The sequence below is a fragment of the Selenomonas sp. oral taxon 149 str. 67H29BP genome (assembly GCF_000146365.1).
GTDB lineage: Bacteria > Bacillota > Negativicutes > Selenomonadales > Selenomonadaceae > Centipeda > Centipeda felix.
This window is the reverse complement of sequence record NZ_GL397087.1, coordinates 783507-804392: the sequence shown is the minus strand read 5'-3', so window position 1 is coordinate 804392 and position 20886 is coordinate 783507. Positions and strand designations below refer to the sequence as shown.

Below are 20886 nucleotides of genomic sequence, written 5' to 3'. Positions count from 1 at the left end.
GTGTAGTATTTTTTTTCACAATATGATAGAATAGCATCTGTTTTCACTCACATAGGGGGAGGAGTACGATGGTCTCAGAGGAAATGTATGTGCTCGGGACGAAAAAGTCCACGATTCGCACGATTTTTGAGTTTGGACAGAAGCGTGCGGCAGAGGTCGGCGCGGAAAATATCTTTGATTTCAGCCTTGGCAATCCGAATGTGCCTGCGCCGGACTTTATTCGGGATGCGGCGGTCGACATTCTTATGCACGGCGACCCGACCGAGGTGCACGGCTACACGATTGCACCGGGAAAGCCTGCCGTGCGTGAGGCGCTTGCCGCCGATCTGAAGCGGTGCTTCGGCATGGACGTCACGGGAAAAAATCTCTTTATGACGGCAGGCGCGGCGGCATCGGTGACGATCACGTTCAAGGCACTCACCGAGCCGGGGGACGAGTTCATTACCATCGCACCCTTTTTCCCGGAGTATCGCGTCTTTGTCGAGGCGTGCGGCGGCAAGCTCGTCGTCGTCCCGGCCAAGACGGACGATTTTCAGATTGACCTTACGGCACTTGAGCGGGCAGTGACCCCACGGACCAAGGCGGTCATTGTCAACTCGCCGAACAATCCGAGCGGTGCAGTCTACAGTGAGACAACGATCCGCCGCCTTGCCGATCTCCTTCGCGCGAAGGAGCAGGAGTACGGGCGCCCGATCTTCATCGTCGCAGACGAACCGTATCGCGAGATCGTCTATGACGGTGCCGTCGTCCCCTGCATTCCTCTCTTTTATGACAATACGATTGTCTGCTATTCCTACAGCAAATCCTTCTCCCTTCCCGGCGAGCGCATCGGCTATATCGTCGTGCCGGACACGGCGGCGGACTTCGCTCGCATCTACGGCGCGATCGCGGGGGCAGCGCGTGTCCTCACCCACGTCAATGCGCCCTCACTCTGGCAGCTCGTTGTCGCACGCTGTGCCGGACGAGCCGCCGATCTCAGTACCTACGCGAGAAATGCAGCCCTCCTCTATGATGGCCTGACGGCACTCGGCTTTTCCTGCGTGCGCCCACAGGGGGCATTCTATCTCTTCCCGCAGGCGCTTGAGCCGGACGATGCGGCATTCTGCCGCCGCGCACAGAAGTATGATCTCCTGCTTGTGCCTGGGCGGGACTTCGGCTGTCCCGGCTACTTCCGTGCGGCGTACTGTGTTCACACAAAAATGATCGAGAAATCACTGCCACGATTTGAAGAACTTGCAAAATCATACAAATCAATAAGTGAATAAAATTCATTTAGATCACATTTATTGGAAAGAATATTGACAATCACTTTCCTTGGAGATATACTGAGAATCGATTCAAATATGGGATGGGTTTCATTCTCCATGTGGTATAAAGATGGGGGTTTCCCACGGCTTGAGAAGATAAGGATGGTGTTTTTGTGACCAGTGCAGAACTATTTGAAAAGGGCGGTCCGGTCATGTACCTGCTGCTCCTGTGCTCGCTGACGGTGGCGGCGATTGCGGTTGACCGTTTTCTGCTCTATCGGCGTGCATCGCAGGGCGCAAGGGAACTTGAGGCGACGGTTGCTGAGTCGCTCCGCAAGCACAAGATGGACGAGGTTGCCCCCGCCGTTGAGGGCAAGGACAACATGGTCGCCCATCTCGTGAGGAGTGCACTGGATGCCCGCAAGGCAGGGGAGGATGTCCCGATGACGCTCGAGGGGGCCTACGGTGAGGCGGCGATGCTCCTGCGTGCACGTCTCAACTATCTCTCGATGATCGTTACGCTCGCACCGCTCCTCGGACTTCTGGGAACGATCTCGGGCATGATCCAGTCGTTCAGCATCTTCAACCTGCAGGCCGGTCAGCCCATGGCGATCACGGGCGGCATCGGTGAGGCGCTGGTCGCAACAGCGACAGGACTTTTCGTCGCGATCTTCTCGCTCGTCGTGCACACCTACTTTGCACAGCGCCTGGATGTGATGCTGACGCTCCTCGAAAAGACGATGAATACCGTCTTGGCGGGGTTCGCGGCGGCGGACGGAGGGAAGGTTCATGCGTCGTAATTTTCATGATATGCGCGAGCCGCTCGTCATGATCGTCCCGATGATCGACATTATGCTGTTTCTGTTGGTGTTCTTCATGCTGAGCACCATGTACATGGTGAATGCAAGCACGGTACAGGTCAGCCTGCCGCAGGCGGCAAGCGCACAGCAGGACACACGCCCGCACATTGTCTCCATCACAGTGACGGAGGACGGCAAGGTGCTCTTCGACCGCGATGATGAGCCGACGCGTGAGCTGACCTCACGCGTCAAGGAACAGCTCAACAGTGATCCGGATACGGTGTTTGTCGTGCGCGGCGACAAGAAGGCGGACTATCAGTTTGTCGTCAGTGTCTTTGATGCACTGAAGGAAGCGGGGACGCGTCACGTGTCCATCGCGACGGAGACGGGGGGCGTCTGATGCGCTATCAGACACATTGGCGGCTTGCCTTTCTCATCGCATTCTTCTTCCACATCGTCGCATGGCTCTTTCTGATGGTGCTGATTCCCCATGTCTTTAAGCACATCGAGCAGCCGCCGCCGGACGAACCGATGGAGTGGGTGGAGCTCGCTGACGACGATGGACCTCCCGAGGAGGAACCGCAGCCGGAGGAACCACCGCCTCCGCCGCCCCCACCACCGCCTGAGCCTGTGGAGGCAGAGGAAGAGCCCGCCGTCGTTGAGGCGGAGATTCCCGAGGAGGCGACGACGGCACTGCTGAAGGAAGCCGAGGATTCGGCGAATAAGCCCGAAGAAGAACATGTCCTGAAATCCGGCGACGGAAAGCAGATCGGGCAGCCCGGCAAGATCATCCATGCCGAGCAGCCTGCCTACGGTGTGATTCCGTTCACGGGGCGTATTGCCGTGTCAGCCCATATCGGCACGGACGGACGTGTCGTGTGGACGAAGATTCAGATCAGCTCGGGGAATCTCGTCTATGACCGTCTGGCGCGGCGTATTGTTGAAAAGCAGTGGAAGTTCGAACCGGCCAAGGACATGAATGGGCAGCCGATGGAATCGAATATGCAGTGCCCTGTGTACTTCAATATGAAACCGGCACGTAATATTAAATGATCGAGGAAAGGGGAACGCAGACAATCCAATGAGAAAGCTGTTTGCATTCATTACGGCACTCTTTCTGCTCCTGCCGGCGGCGTCGACGAACGCCGCACAGACATGGCAGCAGATTCACGACCATATCGCGACGGAGATGGACGGTGTCTATGCCATCTATCAGTCGGGGGATGCAGAAGGTGCAAAGGATGCCGTCAACAATATCTACTATGGCATCTACGAGAAAGACGGTCTGGAGAGCGCTGTGCGCAGCAGCATCTCCTCCAAGAGCGCGAACCTCACGGAGTATCAGTTCTACACGCTGAAAAAAGTCATCCGTTCGGGCGCTCCGCAGTCAGAGGTCGAGGCCGAGGGCGCAAAGCTCCTCGATATGGTTCAGACCGAGGTGACGCAGCTCGAGACGGCAGGTGCTCAGTCGGGCGGCTGGGGGATGTTCCTCCAGGCGTTCCTCATCCTCCTGCGTGAGGGTGTTGAGGCGATCCTCGTCCTTGTCGGCATCATTGCCTATCTCGGACGCGCCGGCCATGAGAAGGAGCTCTCGACCGTCTACAATTGGGCGATTGCAGGCATTATCTGCAGCTTTATCAGTGCCTATCTCTTTGCCGAGGTGCTCGACAGTACGACGACGACGGGCGCGAGCCGCGAGATGATCGAGGGCTTCACGGCGCTTTTCGCCGTCCTGGTCCTTCTCGGAACGTCGGCGTGGATGGGCGGCAAATCCAATGCAAAGGCATGGAAGAACTACATCGACAGCCAAGTCAAGATCACACTCTCGACGGGCAAGTCGCGTGCGCTCGGCTTTGCCGCATTCCTTGCGGTCTATCGCGAGGGCGCGGAGGTCATCCTCTTCTATCAGGCGCTCTTTAACAACGCCGTCGGCGATACCGACATGATCTGGGCGGGCTTCGTTGCCGCGTGTGCGGCACTCGCGGTTATCTTCTTCCTCATCCAGCGCGGTGCGCTGCGCATCCCCATCGGACCGTTCTTCAAGGTTACGAGTGCATTCATGTTTGTGCTCGCGGTTACCTTCCTTGGCGGCGGTCTGAAGGAGCTGCAGGAGTCAGATACCATCTCCACCACGATCATTGAGGCCATCCCCATTCCGAGCATCGATCTGCTCGGCCTTTATCCCACCTATGAAACCATTGTCCCGCAGATCCTCTTGGTTCTCGCGGCAGTTGCAATGGTATCATATAAAAAACGCTCTGCTGCGGCAGAAGCGTAAGTCAGGTTCATCTTTCAAAGGAGGATTTTCCCATGAAGAAATCTAGTCTCAGTATGCTCAAAAAGGCTCTCGCCGTCGGTGCAGTCGCGTTCTCTACGTTCGCGATCAACGCGCACGTCAGCGAAGCTGCGTTCGAGGAGTTCCCGATCGGCGATGAGATCGAGGATACGACGAACCACTTCAAGGCGGCGCTCGTCTACTTCCAGCCGGTGACGATGGAGCCTGCCGGTATGAGCCTTCCGGCAGACCAGGCAGATATCCACATCGAGACGGATATCCATGCAACCGAGGGCAATGAGTGCGGCTTCGGCGTCGGCGAGTGGATCCCGAACCTGACGGTGCACTACAAGTTCACGAAGCGTGAGACGGGCGAGAGCATCGAGGGGGTGTTCATGCCGATGAGCGCAGATGATGGCCCGCACTATGGCGCAAATGTCAAGATGCTTGGCGCAGGCACGTACGACTGCGACTTCTCGATCGACAGCCCTGCACGTCAGAACTACCTCCTCCACACGGACAAGGAGACGGGTGTCCGGGGTCATTTCTGGACGGAACCGGTTAAGCTGCACTGGGTATTCAACTACGTTCCGCGCAAGTGGTAATTTAATTCCGTATGGGCAGCAAGGGCATACGTTTGTTCTTCGTGCCCTCCCAATCACAGAATGGCTGCCGCCCCGGGGGGGACGGCGGCTTTTCTCATAGGAAAGGGTTCACACATGTTACAGGCATTTCTTCAACAGCTGGTGCCGGCACTGGAGGAGAGCATTAAGCTCGCCGTGCCGCTCGGTATTTTGCTTGCAATCATTTTGCCATTGCCCGATCAGAGCATACGGCGTACCTTTACGCGCGTGCTCAAATGGGGCTTTTTCCTCTCGCTCTTTATGACAGCGGTGCGTGTCGGCACGAAGTCGGCAGTCAACCGCGAGATCTTCGAGAGTATGGCAATCACCGTCGATATCATCGGCGCGATTCTTCTCTGTGCAATTCTTCTGCGCAGTCTCCATCGGGAATGGTCGCCGCAGGAGGAGCGTTTTTTCCGTTTCGGCACGGGGGCATTGACGCTGGGGCTGTGCCTTTATCACGGGCTGGAACTCTGGCTGATTCCTGTCGCAACCGTACAGGTAGCGATGGGGAACTATTTGACGTTGACATTTCTCGTCAAGATGCTCGGATTTTTCGGAGGCATATTCTTCGGCTTCCTCTCGGGCTATCTGGCGTATAAAGCGGCGGCGGCGCTCAATCATGGGCGCCTCGTCTTCGTGTTTACCGTGCAGGTCGTGGCGACCGCCATTCAGCAGGTGATCTTCGTTCTGACGGTGCTGATGGCGCGGCAGATGTTCGGTGCGGAAAACCTCATTCCGTACATGGCATGGTTTATTGACAATCAGGGCAAGGTCATCTATGCGATCTACTTTGTTTCTGTGCTCGTCCCTTTTACACTGTTTCTTCAGCCGCGGCCCGAGCGTCCTGTGTGGGCAAATCCTGCGCAGTACCGTCAGATCGTCTCGAGCGCGATCCGCCGCAAGCGTTGGGGCAGTGGGCTCCTTGCAATCCTCATTCTGACGATTTTCGTATCGAGTGTCGGCGGATGGTATGCGAATAAAAAAGAACAGCTTGTGCCGGCGGTTGACGTTAAGGCGGAGAACGGGCTCGTGCAGATCCCGCTCGAGCAGGTCTCCGACGGCCACCTCCATCGTTATGCATTCCACGCCTCAGACGGAACAACGGTGCGCGTTATCATTGTGCAGAAGGGCGGCTCCGCATTTGGTGTCGGTCTCGATGCCTGCGATATCTGCGGTGCAACGGGCTATTTTGAGCGTGATGGGCAGATCGTCTGCCGGCTCTGTGATGTCGTCATGAACAAGGCGACAATTGGTCTGCCGGGCGGCTGCAATCCGATCCCCGTGGAGTACCACGTGCAGAATGGTGCGGTGCAGATTTCTGCTGACACGCTTGAGGCAGCGCGGATTCATTTCCGCTGACGGACAGGATGGCATGAGAGGAGGTAAGCCATGTTTTGGCAAATGGTAAAAGGGGCGCTCATCCGCCAGCGCGGGAGGTTTATCCTCATCGCGCTGACGGTCGCCCTTGGCGTCTCGCTTGCGACTGCCATGCTGAACGTCATGTTTGACATCGGCGAAAAGGTGAATCAGGAGCTCAAGGCGTTTGGAGCAAATATTACAGTGACGCCGCGCAACTCGATGGTTCTGAAGGACCTTTACGGTGTGGAGACGTCGAAGAGCGGACATCGCGAGTATCTGGAAGAGGCAGATCTCGGTAATATCAAAACGATTTTCTGGACGAACAACATCGTCGCCTTTGCGCCGTCACTGACGACGCAGGTGACGCTCGGAGATGGTGAGAGTGTGCCGTTCTTTGGTACGTGGTTCGAGCATACGCTCAAACTGCCGACGGATGAGGTTTACACGACAGGCGTGAAGTTCATGAAGTCGTGGTGGCAGGTGGACGGCGACTGGGCAGACGATACGCACACGGATGAGGTGCTCGTCGGCATGAAGCTCGCACAGAAACTTGGCGTCTCAGCCGGCAGCACACTCACCTATCAGAAGCCGGACGGCACGCAGGGGGCACTGCACGTCACGGGCACAGTCTCGGGCGGCGGTGACGAGGAGAACCAGCTGGTCGGTTCTCTCGCGCTTGCACAGGAACTCGCAGGTGCACAGGGCAAGATCGACCAGGTGGAGGTCAGTGCCATGACGACACCGGAGAATGATCTTGCCCGCAGGGCGGCGGAGAATCCCAAGTCGCTCTCGCAGGCGGAGTATGATATCTGGTACTGCACGAGCTACGTCGGATCGATTGCCTATCAGATCGAGGAGGTCATGCACAACGCGGCGGCGCACCCCGTGCGTCAGATCGCGGAGTCCGAGGGGAAGATCCTTGACAAGACGCAGCTCCTTATGCTGCTGATCACGGTGCTGTCCCTGCTCTCCTCGAGCCTTGGTGTCAGCAACCTCATCAGCGCAAACATCATGGAGCGCAGCCGTGAGATCGGCCTTTTGAAGGCGCTCGGCGCGACCAATCTCGCCGTCGTTCTCTCCGTCCTCGCGGAGATCTTTATCGCGGGCATTCTCGGCGGCATCCTTGGCTATGTCGTGGGAATTGGGTTCGCCCAGCTCATTGGGGAGAACGTTTTCGGTTCCGGCATTGCGGTCAACCCGTATGTCATTCCGATTATTGCCGTTTTGATGTCGCTCGTGCTGATCATCGGGAGCGTGCCTGCAATTCGCATGCTGCTGTCGCTGCAGCCGGCAGAGGTTCTGTATGGCAGGTGATAAATGATGAGTCGCTATAAAATGTTTTTTATCATGGTCGCCAACTCTCTGCTGCGCCGCCGCGCACGCATGGCGATCGCTCTTCTCGCCGTCGCCGTCGGCGCGACGATTATTTCGGGGATGATTACCGTCTACAAGGAAGTCCCGGAGCAGATGGGACGTGCATTCCGTGCCTATGGGGCAAACCTTCTCATTCTGCCGGGGAAGGATGCAGGCGTGATTCACGAGGAGGATGTCAGTGCGGTCAGCAAGGCACTCTCGGACTACGAGGTAGTCGGCATTACACCGTTCCTCTACGACACCCTGCTCATCAATCATCAGACCGTCATGGCGGGCGGCACGGACTTTGATGTCCTGCAGGAGGTCAGCCCCTACTGGCAGGTGCGCGGTGCGTGGCCGACGCCGGGGGAGAAGGAGATCCTGCTTGGTGCGGAGTTCGCATCGAAACTGCGCGTGAATCCGGGGGATACAATCAGTGTCTCGGGCGGTGAGGGCTCGATTGTGAGCGACTACCGCGTCTCCGGCATCGTACGCACGGGCGGCAACGAGGAGAATTTCGTCTTCGTCAGTCTGCCCGATCTGCAGCGTATCAAGGGGCGTGCCGGGGAACTGAGCCTCGCGCAGGTCTCTGTTGTGGCGGGCCAGGATGAGCTGGCACGCGCGGAGACGAAAATTCATGAGCAGGTGCCGAATGTTGAGCCGCAGCTCGTCAAGCAGATCGCGAAGTCGGAGGGCACCGTGCTTGGAAAACTGCAGGCACTCGTCCTCATCGTGACCATTGTCGTCCTTGTATTGACGCTGATCTGCGTCTCAACCACGATGATGGCGATTGTGACGGAGCGCCGCCGTGAGATCGGGCTCAAGAAGGCTCTCGGTGCGGATAACCGCCACATTGTTGCAGAGTTCTTCGGCGAGGGCTGCCTCCTCGGTGCGCTTGGCGGCATTCTTGGGTCGGGCTTTGGATATCTCTTTGCCCAGAGCGTCAGTGTGAACGTTTTTGGACGCGGCATTGAGTTTTCGCCGACGATTGTCGTTGTCGCACTCGTTATGTCCATCTTTGTTACAGGTCTTGCGTCGCTGCTGCCTGTACGTATTGCGACCAATGTTGACCCCGCGATCATCCTGCGCGGCGAATGAGAGGAGAACGAAGCAATGAGTTTGCTTGAACTGAAGCACGTCTCCAAGGCGTACAACGAAAAGGTGCTCGCCCTGGATGACGTCAATCTGAACGTTGAAAAAGGCGAATGGCTTGCGGTTATGGGTCCCTCCGGCTCTGGCAAGTCAACACTGATGAACATTATCGGCTGTATGGACAGCCCGACGAGCGGCGAGGTCATTCTCGACGGCGACGTGCTGACGAACGCCACACGCGAGGAGCTGACACGCTTCCGCCGCGACAAGATCGGCATCGTGTTCCAGCAGTTCCACATGATTCCCTATCTGACGGCAGTCGAGAACATCATGGTCGCGCAGTATTACCACAGCATGCCCGATCGCGATGAAGCCATGGCGGCACTTGAGCGCGTCGGACTCGCTGACCGTGCGAGCCATCTGCCGAGTCAGCTTTCGGGCGGCGAGCAGCAGCGCGTCTGCATTGCGCGTGCACTCATCAACTATCCTGTCCTCATCCTTGCGGATGAGCCGACAGGCAACCTCGATGAGAAGAACCAGAACCTTGTCATGAAGATCTTCCATGAGCTGCACGATGAGGGCCACACGATTCTGACGGTCACACACTCTGCTGAAGTCGGTGAAGAGGCGGAGCGCTGTGTCATCATTGAGCATGGACACATGCGGGAAAGGAAGGAATAACGATGAAGAAACAACTTAGCCTCGGGATTGCACTTCTGCTGGGGGTCAGTGTCCTTGCAGCGGGCTGCGGTGAGGAGAAGCAGGCACCGAAGGAGAAGCCGCAGCAGGCTGCCGCGCTTGATATGACGGGCGTGAAGGACGGCACCTATACGGCGGACAGTTCAGAGCACGAAAAGCTTGGGCATTCGCACGTGGAACTGACGATCAAGAACGGCGCGATCGAGAAGGTCGTTCACACGAGCATTGACAAAGAGGGCAAGCAGAAGGACGAGCACTACGGCGAGGGGAAGGAGCCGGGCGCACAGAAGAAGGCACAGAACGCCTACAAGGCGATTGTGTCCTACGGCGAGCAGCTCACCGCGACGAAGGATCTCGCAAAGGTGGATGCTGTCTCAGGAGCGACCGTCAGCTATGACCAGTTCAAGGAAGCGGTCACGAAGGCGGTAGAGCAGGCGAAGAAGTAAAAGAGACGAATATGACATAGGGGCTATTGCACGAAGTTTGTCACTTCATGCAGCAGCCCCATTTTTTGCATTCTGTGTTATAATGGGAAGGAATTTTGAGGGGAGGAATTTATGATGGATGATGCAAAGCTGCTGGAAAAGGTCATTTCGGAGTTCGAGGCACTGACGCATATCCCACGTCCTTCGGGGCACGAGAAGGCGGTCAGTGACTATCTGAAAAAACACTTTGAGGAGATTGGCTGCACGGTGACGCAGGATGAGCACTTCAATATTATCGCGGAGCTTCCTGCGACGAAGGGAAAGGAGAATGCGCCGCGCACGATCCTGCAGGGACACATGGACATGGTCTGCGTGGCTGAGCCGGGTGTTTCCTATGACCCGCTGACCGATCCGATCAAGATGCAGCGGACGACGGAGTATCTCACGGCAGATGGGACAAGTCTCGGCGGAGATGACGGTATCGGCGTGGCGGAGATCCTGACGGCGATGCAGTGCACGGAGGCTCATGGTCCGCTGCGCGCCATCATTACGGTGGATGAGGAACAGGGCATGACGGGGGCACGGCATCTTTCGGCAGATCATCTGAAGAATGCACAGTACCTGATCAACTGCGACTCGGAGGACTATCACATCATGACGGTCGGCAGTGCGGGCAGTGTCAATCTTGACTATACGCGTGCGCTGACGCGAAGAGAATCCGATCTGCCCGCCTATCGCATTACGGCTGAGGGGCTGCGCGGCGGTCACTCGGGCGAGCGCATCGGCGATGGGCGCGGCAATGCGATCCGCACGCTGGCACTGGTACTTCATGCGCTGGCGCAGGAGGGGGACGTGGAACTCGTTTCCCTCACGGGCGGGACGGCGCGCAACGCGATTCCGCCGACGGCAGAGGCAATCGTTCGCACGGCGATGGATGAGCGCAGCATTGCCCGTCTGCTGGCGGCGGAGGAAAAACGCTTTCATGCCATCTATGGTGAGGCCGATCCCGCGATGAAATTTACGCTGCATCCTGCACATGAGGCGGGGCGCGTCATCGGCGAGGAGGAACAGCGCGCCCTCATCGACCTCCTCGTCCTCCTTCGCACGGGGGTTCATGTCATGACACATACGCAGACGGGCGGGGTGGAGACCTCGGCAAACCTCGGCGTTGTCCGCATGGATGAGAACGAGGTGCACGTCGCGTTCTTCCCGCGCTCCTCGGTCAATGAGCGACTGGACGAGATCGTCTGCGAGACAGAGACGCTGGCGGCACTGACGGGCTTTTCCCTCGTTGTTGGAACGGCATCTCCTGCATGGCGTGAGAACCCCAAGAGCAAACTGCGGACGATCATGGCGGAGGTCTATGCGGCGCAGAACGGCGGTACACCGATGAAGATCGAGAGCATCCATGCGGGGCTTGAGACGAGCTGGCATGCATCGAAAAATCCTGCGCTCGACATGGTGTCTGTCGGCGTGACGGCACACGGCATCCATACGCCCGAGGAGCGCATCGAAATCGCGACGATCGTTCCCGAGGCAAAACTCCTCATGGAGACGCTGCGCCGCATCGCGGAGTGAGGGCAGATCTTCATCGTCTTGTCTGCGGCCATAGTCTTGTCTGCAACGTTTATCATAAAACCTTATCTTCATAAACTATGGTAAAAACTTGCGCACTGTGATATACTATTCTCATTGATTGTGATAATACATTGTGACCCATTTGGTGGATCGAGGGGGAAGAGATATGGCAGAGACATATACCATGGAAGATCTGAAGAAGCGTCTGCAGGCGACACAGCGCAAGATGACGCCGCAGCGGCAGATTGTGCTGCAGGTCATTTTGGATCATCCGAGCGAGCATCTGAGCGCGGAGAAGATCTATGACATTCTGCGCGGGACGGAGTCGGAGATCGGACTCGCGACGGTCTATCGCAGTCTGGAGATTCTGGTCTCGCTCGGCATTCTGCAGAAGATCGAGTTCGGCAAGGAGTTCGACAAGCGCAACAAGGGGTCGTATTCCTACGAGCTGAATCCGATCGACCCGAACCAGCACTTCCATCATCATCTCATCTGCACGGAGTGCAAGGAGATCTCGGAGTTCGAGGAAGATATGCTCGATCATCTGGAACAGGATATTCTCGAAAAGACGGGCTTCTTGGTGGAGAATCATCAGGCGAAGTTCTTCGGCATCTGCAAGAAGTGCCGGGAGAAGCAGAAAAAAGCGTGAAAATACGATCGCTCACCATCAATCATCCCAGCGAGGTCATCGTCAAGGTTGTGCATGAGGTACTGAACCTCTTCAAGGTGGAGATCGTCGGAACAGCAGGAGAGGCGGATTACGCCCAGCTGTCGGTGGTGAACCGGCCGTCGGGCAGTGAGCCGCCTTCTGTTATGACGGAGGTCTGGCTCTATGCGCTGGATGGGCGCTGTGAGTGCCTTTCGTTCTCCTCTGCGGGGCGCACGGATGAACTGCCGCGTGCAGCGGTGCACCGCACGATCAAGCGGAATCTCTACGAGTTTTTCCGTGTCCGCTTTGCCCTGCCGCCTGCCCCGTGGGGCATCCTGCATGGGGTGCGCCCAACGAAGATCGTGCACCGCTGGCTGAGGGGCGGCATGACGCCCGACGCTGCCGTGCAGCGATTGCAGGAGGATTATTTCTGCAGTGCGGAGAAGGCACGTCTCATGACGGAGGTTGCCGTGCGTCAGCTGCCGTTTCTTGCGCATGAGGACGCGCGGACGGTGGGCATCTACGTCGGCATTCCGTTCTGTCTCTCGCGCTGCCTCTACTGTTCCTTTCCCTCGCATCTCCTGCCGGGGGAGAATACGCTGCGTGCATTTATGGATGTGCTCGTGCGCGATCTTGCCGCTGCTGCAGAGGATGTGCGCACATTGGGGCTGACCGTCGGGTGCATCTACATCGGGGGAGGGACGCCGACGAGCCTGCCCGATGTTTTTTTTGCCGAAATGCTCAAAATGGTATATAATGCTTTCTATGGATCTTCTGTCCGTGAGTTCACGGTGGAGGCAGGACGTCCCGACAGCATGAGCGCGGCGAAGATCACAGCGATGAAGGCATATCGGGTGACGCGCGTCAGTGTCAATCCGCAGTCGATGCAGGAGCGGACGCTCGAGCGCATCGGACGGCATCATACGCCGTCCGATATTGTGCGCATGGTGCAGGACATCCGTGCGTCGATGGACGTGCACATCAATATGGACGTGATCCTCGGTCTGCCGGGCGAAACGGCAGAGGATGTCCGTGCGACGATGGCAGCGGTGACAGCCCTCCGCCCGGACGACATCACCCTCCACGCACTTGCACTGAAGCGCGGCTCGCGGCTGCGCCTTATGATGGAGACGGAGCATGTCGCTCTGCCGTCTGATGCGGAGACGATGCGCATGAATGCGGCGGCGACGGCTGCCGTCCGTGCGGCGGGCTACCATCCCTACTATCTCTATCGGCAGGGTTATATGAGCGGCGATCTGGAGAACGTCGGCTATGCCCGCCCCGGTGCGGAGAGCATCTACAACATCCGCATCATGGAGGAGCGGCAGACGATCATCGGCATCGGCGGCGCTGCCGCGACAAAGGTGATCGGCGTGCGCAGCGGACGCCTGCACTCTGCTTTTCATGCAAAGGATCTTGTGACCTATCTGCGCGATATTGACGTCTATATTGAAAAGCGCCGTGCGCTCCTGCGCGCGGAATACGAGGAGGAACAGCACTGATGCTGACGAATGCGCCGCGCGGCACGAAGGATATACTGCCTGACGCGGTCGGTGCGTGGACACATGTCGAGCATGTGATCCGCGATCTCTGTGCCCGCTATGGCTACGGTGAAATCCGCACGCCGATATTCGAGCACACGGAGCTCTTTCAGCGTGGGATCGGCGACGGTACGGATGTCGTGGACAAGGAGATGTATACCTTCTCCGACCGCGGCGACCGCAGCCTGACGCTGCGTCCCGAGAACACGGCGTCTGCCGTACGCGCCTATCTGCAAAACAAACTCTATGCGGATGGCGGTCTGCAGAAGCTCTTCTACATCGGATCGATGTTTCGCTATGACCGCCCACAGGCAGGGCGGATGCGTGAGTTTCATCAGTTCGGCGTGGAGGCACTCGGCGAGGAGAGCCCCGCGCTGGATGCCGAGGTCATCCTCCTCGCGTATGATTTTCTGACGGTACTTGGTTTGACGGGGCTGACGCTGAAGCTGAACTCCGTCGGCTGTCCCGCCTGCCGCCCTGTCTATCGGGAGCGTCTGCAGGCGTACTTTAAGGAGTATCTGCCCACGCTCTGTGATGACTGCAAGGATCGCTATACACGCAGCCCGCTGCGGATCCTTGACTGTAAGCGGGATGCGGAGCAGCCGTTTATGACGGGGGCTCCCGCAATTACAGACTGCCTGTGCCCTGCGTGCACCGAGCATTTTGAGCAGGTGCAGCAGCATTTGACGGCGGCAGGCGTTTCCTATGAGCTCGACCCGCGCCTTGTGCGGGGACTCGACTACTACACGCGGACGGCGTTCGAGATTGCCTATCCGCCGCTCGGTGCACAGAGTGCCGTGGCGGGGGGCGGACGCTATGACGGACTGGTCGAGGAGCTCGGAGGGAATCCCACCCCCGCCGTCGGTTTTGCGGCCGGATTGGAGCGCGTCCTGCTCGCACTGGAGCAGCAGAATCTCCTGCCGGTGCAGCCGCCTGCCGCGGATGTATTCCTCATCGCGCTCGGTGATGCGGCGGCAAAGGCGGCATTCCCCCTGCTGCATGAGCTGCGTCACGGCGGTGTGCGTGCCCTCATGGACTACGCGGGGCGCAGCATGAAGGCGCAGATGAAGCAGGCGAATCGATCCGGTGCGCGCTATGCCGTCATCCTCGGTGAGGATGAGCTGGCAGCGCATACGGCACTCGTGCGCGATATGGCGGAGAGTGCGCAGGAGACCTGTGCGCTTGACGATTTGGTAGAAAAGATGATTTCTGAGGTGAAGGTCTGAGATGGAAACGATGCAGGGAATGAAACGGACACATGGCTGCGGCATACTGCGCAAGGAGCAGGTGGGTGAAGAAGTAACGCTGTGCGGCTGGGTATCGCGCCGCCGTGACCACGGCGGGCTGATCTTTGTCGATATGCGTGACCGCTCGGGATTTGTGCAGATCGTCTTCGATGAGGCGGCAATGGCAGAGGGGACGTTCCACGAGGCGGAGACGCTGCGCTCGGAGTTCGTTCTCTGCGTGCGCGGCACGGTGCGCGCACGCAGTGCGGAGACGGTCAATCCGAACATGGCGACAGGGGAGATCGAGATCGTCGTCAGCGAGCTGCGGATTCTCAACAAGGCAAAGACGCCGCCGTTCTATATTCAGGATGGCGTCGATGTGGACGAGATGATTCGTTTGCGCTATCGCTACCTCGATCTGCGCCGCCCCGAAATGCAGGCGAATATGATCCTGCGTCATCGCGTGACGAAGATCATGCGCGATTTCTTTGACCGCAGCGGGTTCCTTGAGATCGAGACGCCGATGCTCTGCAAGAGCACGCCCGAGGGGGCACGCGACTTCCTCGTGCCGAGCCGTCTCAATCCGGGCGAGTTCTATGCGCTGCCGCAGTCCCCGCAGATCTTCAAGCAGCTGCTCATGGTCTCGGGCTTTGAGAAGTACTTCCAGATCGTGCGCTGCTTCCGCGATGAGGATCTGCGCGCCGATCGTCAGCCTGAGTTCACGCAGCTCGATATCGAGATGTCCTTTATGGATCAGGACAGCATCCTCACGCTCATGGAGGGGATGGTCAAAGAGCTGTTTGAAAAGAGCATCGGCGCGAAGATCGAGACGCCCTTCCAGCGCATGTCGTGGGATGAGGCAATGGATCGCTTCGGCTCGGACAAGCCCGATCTGCGCTTCGGCATGGAGCTGCAGGACATTACGGACTATGTCGGCGGCTCGGACTTCAAGGTGTTCAACGCCGTCATGGAGGCAGGCGGCCGCGTGAAGGTCATCAACGTCGAGGGCTATGCGAATATTCCGCGCCGTGAGCTGGACGGCCTCGTCTCCTATGTGCAGGGCTACAGTGCAAAGGGACTAGCGTGGATTCAGTACACGGAGGAGGGGGTAAAGTCGCCCTTCAAGAAGTTCTACTCCGATGAGACCTTTGAGACGATCAAGAATGCCGTCGGGGCAAAGACGGGGGATCTGCTCCTCGTCGTCGCCGACCAGCCGCTCGTTGTGGCACAGGCACTCGGCGAGCTGCGCCTTGAGATGGGCCGTCGCCGTGGATTGATCGATCCCGATGCGCTGCGTTTCCTCTGGGTTGTGGACTTCCCAATGTTCGAGTACAGTGCGGAGGAGAAGCGCTACAAGGCGATGCACCATCCGTTCACCGCGCCGCGTGATGAGGACGTGCCGTTCCTGAAGTCCGACCCCGGCCGCGTCAAGGCAAATGCCTATGACATGGTGCTGAACGGCGTCGAGATCGGCGGCGGCAGTCTGCGTATCTACAGCAGTGATCTGCAGGAACAAGTCTTTGAGGCACTTGGCTTCACGCCGGAGGAGGCACGCGCACGCTTCGGCTTTATGATGAATGCCTTCGAGTACGGCACGCCGCCGCACGGCGGACTCGCCTTCGGCCTCGATCGTCTCGTGATGCTGATGGCAAAGCGCCGCTCCATCCGTGACGTGATTGCGTTCCCGAAGACACAGAGCGCATCGGATGTGATGAGCGAAGCACCTGCTACCGTCGATGAGAAGCAGCTGCGTGAGCTCTATATCCGCACGGCTGTGCCGAAGAAGAAGGCAGACGAAGCTGCACGGTAAAACGGTACGACGAAGCATTTCGAGGGCGTCCCATGCGGACGCTCTCTTTTCGCGAGACAGAAGGAGGAATTGCGCTTGGCAGAGCGGGTGAATATCCTGGGGGTCGATGTCGATGCCGTCACGATGGCGGAGGCTGTCGATGTCGTGCGCCGTGCCATGGACACGCGTGCGGGCGTTATGGTTGCGACGGCGAATGCCGAGATGCTGATGCGTGCGACGCATGATGAGGAGCTGCGCCGTATCCTGAATGCGTCGGCACTCGTTGTGCCCGATGGGGCAGGGACGGTCTGGGCGGCACGTCACCTCGGGCACGCGATGCCCGAGCGCGTCGCGGGCTACGATCTGGCGCAGGAGTTGCTGCGCTGTGCCCCTGCCGAGGGGCACAGCGTCTACTTCTTCGGCTCTGCGCCCGGCGTTGCGGAGAAGGCAAAGGCAAAGGCGGAGCAGCTTTATCCCGGCATCGAGATCGTGGGGGTGCGCAACGGGTTCTTTTCCCCTGCGGACAATGCGACGATCATTGCGGAGATTCGCGCAGCACGCCCTGACCTCCTGCTCGTCGCGCTCGGTGTGCCGAAGCAGGAGAAGTGGATCGCCGCGCATCTCGCAGAGCTTGACGTTCCCGTCGCCATCGGCGTCGGCGGGACGCTCGACGTCATGGCGGGCGTGATGAAGCGCGCACCGCACTGGATGCAGAAGGCAAAACTGGAATGGCTCTTCCGCGGGCTGATGCAGCCGAAACGTGCAGGTCGGTTGCTGGCGCTGCCGAAATTCGTCCTGAAAGTGCACGCATCGCGAAAATAAGAGCCGTATCTGTGGACAAAGAATAGGCTTTCCATTATAATGTGAGAGAAAAAGGAGGCGCGTCTGCGTGGTCATTGTCAGTGAAGGCTATAAGTTTATTGGCGCCGCACTCGTTTTGGCGGTTATTTTTGGATACTTTGCGCATCCGTATGCCGCGCTTCCGTTCGTCGTGCTGGCGTGCTATTTTGCCTATTTCTTCCGCAGCCCGACACGTACGATCGCCGCAAACGAACATCATATTCTGTCGCCTGCCGACGGCACGGTGACGGAGATCTCCTCTGTGGGCGTGGATGATTTCGTTGGAGAGCCGTGCAACAAGATCGTCATCTTCATGTCGGTCTTTAACGTGCACGTCAACCGCAGTCCGATCAATGGGGAAATCAAGCTGCAGAAATACTACTGCGGTCGTTTTCGTCCCGCCTACAAGGACGAGGTCGGCTTTGAAAATGAACACCATCTGATCGGCATTGACCGTGGTGATCTGCGCATCACGGTAAAGCAGATCGCGGGCATCCTCGCGCGGCGCATCGTCTCGTGGGTGACGCTCGACGACCGCATGAAGCAAGGAGACATCTACGGCATGATCCGCTTCGGCTCCTGCCTTGAGATCGTGATGCCTGAGCGGGCGCAGATCCTCGTGCGGGAGGGCGAAAAGGTGCAGGGCGGCAGGACTGTCCTGGGGAGGCTTGAAGGCGAATGAATTACAGACGATTTCTGCCGAATCTGTGTACGGCGATGAATCTGTTCTTTGGTATGTGTTCCATCCTGTCAACGGCAGAAGGCCATCTTGACTGGGCGGCGATCTTCATTCTGCTCGCGCTGGTCGCGGACGGCATGGACGGACGCGTGGCGCGTGCGCTCGGCGTCTCCAGTGAGTTCGGCAAGGAGATGGACTCCCTCTGCGACCTCGGCTCATTCGGCATCGCCCCCGCGCTGCTCGCGTGGAAACTGGCTCTCTTCTCCTACGGGCTCGTCGGTGCAGCGGCGGCGATCTGTTTTGCACTCTGCGGGATGTGGCGTCTTACGCGCTTCAATGTGAACGCCAATGTGGTGCATGGCTACTTTATGGGGCTCGCCATTCCGGCGGGCGGGAATCTCGTCGCCATGTCGGCGTGGCTCTTTCTCTCGCTCGGCATCAACCCTGCCGGCTATGGGCTCCTTTATCCCGCCGCGGTCGCCGTGACGGGCTATTTGATGGTCAGTCACGTCCATTATCCGGACTTTAAGGGGGACGGAGAACGGATTTACTTTGTATCGAAGCTCGCCGCACTCATCGTGTTCGCCGGCATCCTCTATGTCGGGCGGACGGCTGTTCTGCCCGCTGTCTTTACGGCGATTTTTGCGGCGTATGCGCTCTTTGGCATCGTCAACCATGTGACTGCGCTGACGATGCGGACGAGGGAAAGCTGATATGACAGAGATCTTTCATGCACTCTCGCCTTATCTGCCGGCACATGTCTTTGACATCATTATGGTGCCAATGCAGATCCTCCTTCTGCTCTTCACGCTGTATTTTTTCTTCATCGGCTTCTGCTGTCTGTGGCGGCATGGGGAGAAAAAAATCCTGACACCGGAGAAGACGTTTGCTGTCGTCGTCGCCGCGCACAATGAGGCGGCGGTCATCGGGCAGCTCATCGAAAATCTGCAGCGGCTCGACTATCCCAAGGAACTGTACGACATCTATGTCATTGCGGACAACTGTACGGACAATACGGGGGAGATCGCGGAGAAGGCGGGCGCCATTGTCTGCACGCGCACGCATCCAACGAAGAAGAGCAAGGGGTTTGCCCTTGAGTGGATGTTTGAGCAGCTCTTTGCGATGGACAAGGAGTACGATGCCGTCGCCATCTTCGACGCGGACAACCTCGTGCACCCGAATTTCCTCAAGGAGATGAACAACCGCCTCCTCAAGGGCGACAAGGTCATTCAGGGCTATCTGGATGCGAAGAATCCATACGACACATGGGTGGCGGGGACATTTGCCATCGCGTTCTGGGTCATCGACCATATCTCGCATCTCGCAAAGACGAACATCGGTCTCTCGGCGTGCCTCGGCGGTACGGGCATGTGCATTACGACGGACGTGCTGAAGCGGCACGGCTGGCGCGCGACCTGCCTTACCGAGGACATGGAGTTCACGATGAAGCTGCTTGCCGAGGGCATCAAGACGACGTGGGCGCATGACGCCGTGGTCTACGATGAGAAGCCGCTCACGTTCAAGCAGGCGTGGAACCAGCGCAGACGCTGGGCACAGGGACAGTTTGACGTGGCGCACCGCTTCATCCCGACCATGATCCGCGAGGGATGGAAACGCCGCGACATACGCATCTGGGATGGCTGCATCTATCTCCTGCAGCCGCATTTTCTCATGATCTCGACGTTCTTCATCATCATCAGTTATGTACAGCTGGCGTTTCCACCCTTCTACACAAGCATTTATAAATTTCTGCCGTCACAGCTGATGACAGCGATCATGATCGGACAGTATCTCCTGCCCATGATTATCCTTATCAAGGTGCGTGCCAAGCTGAAGGCATGGTTCTATCTGCTCCTTTATCCCGTGTTCATCTACTCGTGGATTCCGATCATTTTTCTTGGATTCATTCACCGCAATGAGCATGAGTGGAGCCATACGAAGCATACACGTGCCATGAGCATGGATGAAGTGATGAGCGATGTGAAATAATGGCATCGAGAAGGGGTTCGCACGTCCCCCTATCGGCTCGCTGCGCTCGCCACTTCCCCCGCTAGCGGTCAACGTCAACCAATCACATATCGCTGACGCTTGTGTTCTTGGGACGTTTTCCCATGCGACCTGTTTCCGAATAAGCTGTGCGCCCCTTGGGGCTTGCTTTTTCGACAGGTCAGCAGCGGGGGAAGCTATTATGCCATTATTTCCTAAAGCCTTCCCCGTTATCACGGGGAAGGGGGACCGCGCAAGCGGTGGAAGGGGCACAAAGAAGGGGCGTTGTACGAGGTTTTGCTTCGTACAACAGCCCCTTTTGACAAACGAAGGAGAACAGAATGTATACACTGCGCGTTGAAGGTGCATTCGAGGCGGCACACCGCGTTGTCGGGTATCCTGGGAAGTGCGACCGCCTGCACGGGCATAACTGGGTCGTTGAGGCGGTGTTTCGCGGCACGGAGCTCGACGATCTCGGAATGATGATCGACTTTAAGACTGCAAAGGCAGCGCTGATGGCGGTATTGGATGAGTTCGACCACCGCTATATCAATGAAATTCCGCCGTTTGATGCCGCGGCGAATCCGACGGCGGAGAATCTGGCACGGATTATTTTTGAGCGTCTTGCCGTGCGTCCTGAGGTTACGGCGACAGCGGCGCATCTCGCTGCGCTGACCGTCTGGGAGACGCCAAAATCATCTGTCACGTATGAGAGGGACTGA

Annotated in this window: 21 protein-coding genes; all 21 read left to right on the top strand. The window is 58.0% G+C overall.

What is annotated here, in order from left to right; translation table 11 throughout:
- Nucleotides 1-68: 68 nt before the first annotated feature.
- A complete protein-coding gene (locus tag HMPREF9166_RS03875) occupies nt 69-1265 on the top strand; it encodes a pyridoxal phosphate-dependent aminotransferase (protein ID WP_009442750.1) in 1197 nt (398 codons plus the stop codon).
- Between the two features lie 194 nt (nt 1266-1459).
- Nucleotides 1460-2047, top strand: a complete 588-nt coding sequence (locus HMPREF9166_RS03870) for a MotA/TolQ/ExbB proton channel family protein (RefSeq protein ID WP_039981586.1) — start codon at nt 1460-1462, stop codon at nt 2045-2047.
- Nucleotides 2037-2447, top strand: coding sequence for a biopolymer transporter ExbD (locus HMPREF9166_RS03865; protein WP_009442748.1), 411 nt, complete (start codon nt 2037-2039; stop codon nt 2445-2447). The genes HMPREF9166_RS03870 and HMPREF9166_RS03865 overlap by 11 nt, the downstream gene beginning before the upstream one ends.
- Nucleotides 2447-3100, top strand: coding sequence for an energy transducer TonB (locus tag HMPREF9166_RS03860; protein ID WP_009442747.1), 654 nt, complete (start codon nt 2447-2449; stop codon nt 3098-3100). The genes HMPREF9166_RS03865 and HMPREF9166_RS03860 overlap by 1 nt, the downstream gene beginning before the upstream one ends.
- A 28-nt stretch (nt 3101-3128) precedes the next feature.
- Nucleotides 3129-4325: an FTR1 family protein gene (locus HMPREF9166_RS03855; protein WP_009442746.1), complete on the top strand. Its 1197-nt coding sequence runs from the start codon at nt 3129-3131 to the stop codon at nt 4323-4325.
- A 32-nt stretch (nt 4326-4357) separates the two neighbouring features.
- Nucleotides 4358-4927: an iron transporter gene (locus tag HMPREF9166_RS03850; RefSeq protein ID WP_009442745.1), complete on the top strand. Its 570-nt coding sequence runs from the start codon at nt 4358-4360 to the stop codon at nt 4925-4927.
- Between the two features lie 114 nt (nt 4928-5041).
- Entirely contained in the window at nt 5042-6307 is a 1266-nt protein-coding gene (locus tag HMPREF9166_RS03845) for a DUF2318 domain-containing protein (RefSeq protein WP_039980974.1), read from the top strand.
- A gap of 30 nt (nt 6308-6337) precedes the next feature.
- Entirely contained in the window at nt 6338-7621 is a 1284-nt protein-coding gene (locus tag HMPREF9166_RS03840; RefSeq protein WP_006691433.1) for an ABC transporter permease, read from the top strand.
- A 3-nt stretch (nt 7622-7624) separates the two neighbouring features.
- Nucleotides 7625-8758 (top strand): FtsX-like permease family protein, encoded by a 1134-nt coding sequence (locus tag HMPREF9166_RS03835; RefSeq protein WP_009442743.1) that lies wholly within the window; start codon nt 7625-7627, stop codon nt 8756-8758.
- A gap of 15 nt (nt 8759-8773) precedes the next feature.
- Complete coding sequence (locus tag HMPREF9166_RS03830; protein ID WP_006691431.1) at nt 8774-9433, top strand: ABC transporter ATP-binding protein; 660 nt, start codon at nt 8774-8776, stop codon at nt 9431-9433.
- A gap of 2 nt (nt 9434-9435) precedes the next feature.
- Entirely contained in the window at nt 9436-9897 is a 462-nt protein-coding gene (locus HMPREF9166_RS03825; RefSeq protein WP_009442742.1) for an FMN-binding protein, read from the top strand.
- A 111-nt stretch (nt 9898-10008) separates the two neighbouring features.
- Nucleotides 10009-11454, top strand: coding sequence for a beta-Ala-His dipeptidase (gene pepD, locus HMPREF9166_RS03820; RefSeq protein WP_009442741.1), 1446 nt, complete (start codon nt 10009-10011; stop codon nt 11452-11454).
- Between the two features lie 166 nt (nt 11455-11620).
- Entirely contained in the window at nt 11621-12103 is a 483-nt protein-coding gene (locus HMPREF9166_RS03815) for a Fur family transcriptional regulator (protein WP_006691428.1), read from the top strand.
- Complete coding sequence (hemZ, locus tag HMPREF9166_RS03810) at nt 12100-13605, top strand: coproporphyrinogen dehydrogenase HemZ (protein ID WP_009442740.1); 1506 nt, start codon at nt 12100-12102, stop codon at nt 13603-13605. The genes HMPREF9166_RS03815 and hemZ overlap by 4 nt, the downstream gene beginning before the upstream one ends.
- Nucleotides 13605-14870, top strand: coding sequence for a histidine--tRNA ligase (gene hisS, locus HMPREF9166_RS03805; protein WP_009442739.1), 1266 nt, complete (start codon nt 13605-13607; stop codon nt 14868-14870). The genes hemZ and hisS overlap by 1 nt, the downstream gene beginning before the upstream one ends.
- 1 nt (nt 14871) lies before the next feature.
- Entirely contained in the window at nt 14872-16680 is a 1809-nt protein-coding gene (aspS, locus tag HMPREF9166_RS03800; protein WP_009442738.1) for an aspartate--tRNA ligase, read from the top strand.
- A 75-nt stretch (nt 16681-16755) separates the two neighbouring features.
- On the top strand, nt 16756-17481 hold the full coding sequence (locus HMPREF9166_RS03795) for a WecB/TagA/CpsF family glycosyltransferase (RefSeq protein WP_009442737.1): 726 nt from the start codon (nt 16756-16758) through the stop codon (nt 17479-17481).
- A 67-nt stretch (nt 17482-17548) separates the two neighbouring features.
- Nucleotides 17549-18181: a phosphatidylserine decarboxylase gene (locus HMPREF9166_RS03790; RefSeq protein WP_009442736.1), complete on the top strand. Its 633-nt coding sequence runs from the start codon at nt 17549-17551 to the stop codon at nt 18179-18181.
- Nucleotides 18178-18891 carry a CDP-diacylglycerol--serine O-phosphatidyltransferase gene (pssA, locus tag HMPREF9166_RS03785; RefSeq protein WP_009442735.1) on the top strand — a complete coding sequence of 238 codons (714 nt, stop codon included), beginning with the start codon at nt 18178-18180 and terminating at the stop codon, nt 18889-18891. The genes HMPREF9166_RS03790 and pssA overlap by 4 nt, the downstream gene beginning before the upstream one ends.
- A gap of 1 nt (nt 18892) precedes the next feature.
- Nucleotides 18893-20167, top strand: a complete 1275-nt coding sequence (locus HMPREF9166_RS03780) for a glycosyltransferase family 2 protein (protein WP_009442734.1) — start codon at nt 18893-18895, stop codon at nt 20165-20167.
- 338 nt (nt 20168-20505) lie between these two features.
- The gene (gene queD, locus HMPREF9166_RS03775; RefSeq protein WP_009442733.1) at nt 20506-20886 is read left to right on the top strand and encodes a 6-carboxytetrahydropterin synthase QueD; all 381 of its coding nucleotides are present in this window, start codon (nt 20506-20508) and stop codon (nt 20884-20886) included.

Excerpts from the sequence above, each read along its gene's own strand:
- HMPREF9166_RS03845 (WP_039980974.1), top strand. The coding sequence starts at position 5,042 with ATGTTACAGGCATTTCTTCAACAGCTGGTGCCGGCACTGGAGGAGAGC.
- HMPREF9166_RS03855 (WP_009442746.1), top strand. The coding sequence starts at position 3,129 with ATGAGAAAGCTGTTTGCATTCATTACGGCACTCTTTCTGCTCCTGCCG.
- HMPREF9166_RS03860 (WP_009442747.1), top strand. The coding sequence starts at position 2,447 with ATGCGCTATCAGACACATTGGCGGCTTGCCTTTCTCATCGCATTCTTC.
- pepD (WP_009442741.1), top strand. The coding sequence starts at position 10,009 with ATGATGGATGATGCAAAGCTGCTGGAAAAGGTCATTTCGGAGTTCGAG.
- pssA (WP_009442735.1), top strand. The coding sequence starts at position 18,178 with ATGAATTACAGACGATTTCTGCCGAATCTGTGTACGGCGATGAATCTG.
- queD (WP_009442733.1), top strand. The coding sequence starts at position 20,506 with ATGTATACACTGCGCGTTGAAGGTGCATTCGAGGCGGCACACCGCGTT.
- HMPREF9166_RS03875 (WP_009442750.1), top strand. The coding sequence starts at position 69 with ATGGTCTCAGAGGAAATGTATGTGCTCGGGACGAAAAAGTCCACGATT.
- HMPREF9166_RS03815 (WP_006691428.1), top strand. The coding sequence starts at position 11,621 with ATGGCAGAGACATATACCATGGAAGATCTGAAGAAGCGTCTGCAGGCG.
- HMPREF9166_RS03840 (WP_006691433.1), top strand. The coding sequence starts at position 6,338 with ATGTTTTGGCAAATGGTAAAAGGGGCGCTCATCCGCCAGCGCGGGAGG.
- aspS (WP_009442738.1), top strand. The coding sequence starts at position 14,872 with ATGGAAACGATGCAGGGAATGAAACGGACACATGGCTGCGGCATACTG.
- HMPREF9166_RS03850 (WP_009442745.1), top strand. The coding sequence starts at position 4,358 with ATGAAGAAATCTAGTCTCAGTATGCTCAAAAAGGCTCTCGCCGTCGGT.
- HMPREF9166_RS03825 (WP_009442742.1), top strand. The coding sequence starts at position 9,436 with ATGAAGAAACAACTTAGCCTCGGGATTGCACTTCTGCTGGGGGTCAGT.
- HMPREF9166_RS03870 (WP_039981586.1), top strand. The coding sequence starts at position 1,460 with ATGTACCTGCTGCTCCTGTGCTCGCTGACGGTGGCGGCGATTGCGGTT.
- HMPREF9166_RS03780 (WP_009442734.1), top strand. The coding sequence starts at position 18,893 with ATGACAGAGATCTTTCATGCACTCTCGCCTTATCTGCCGGCACATGTC.
- HMPREF9166_RS03830 (WP_006691431.1), top strand. The coding sequence starts at position 8,774 with ATGAGTTTGCTTGAACTGAAGCACGTCTCCAAGGCGTACAACGAAAAG.
- HMPREF9166_RS03835 (WP_009442743.1), top strand. The coding sequence starts at position 7,625 with ATGATGAGTCGCTATAAAATGTTTTTTATCATGGTCGCCAACTCTCTG.
- HMPREF9166_RS03865 (WP_009442748.1), top strand. The coding sequence starts at position 2,037 with ATGCGTCGTAATTTTCATGATATGCGCGAGCCGCTCGTCATGATCGTC.
- hisS (WP_009442739.1), top strand. The coding sequence starts at position 13,605 with ATGCTGACGAATGCGCCGCGCGGCACGAAGGATATACTGCCTGACGCG.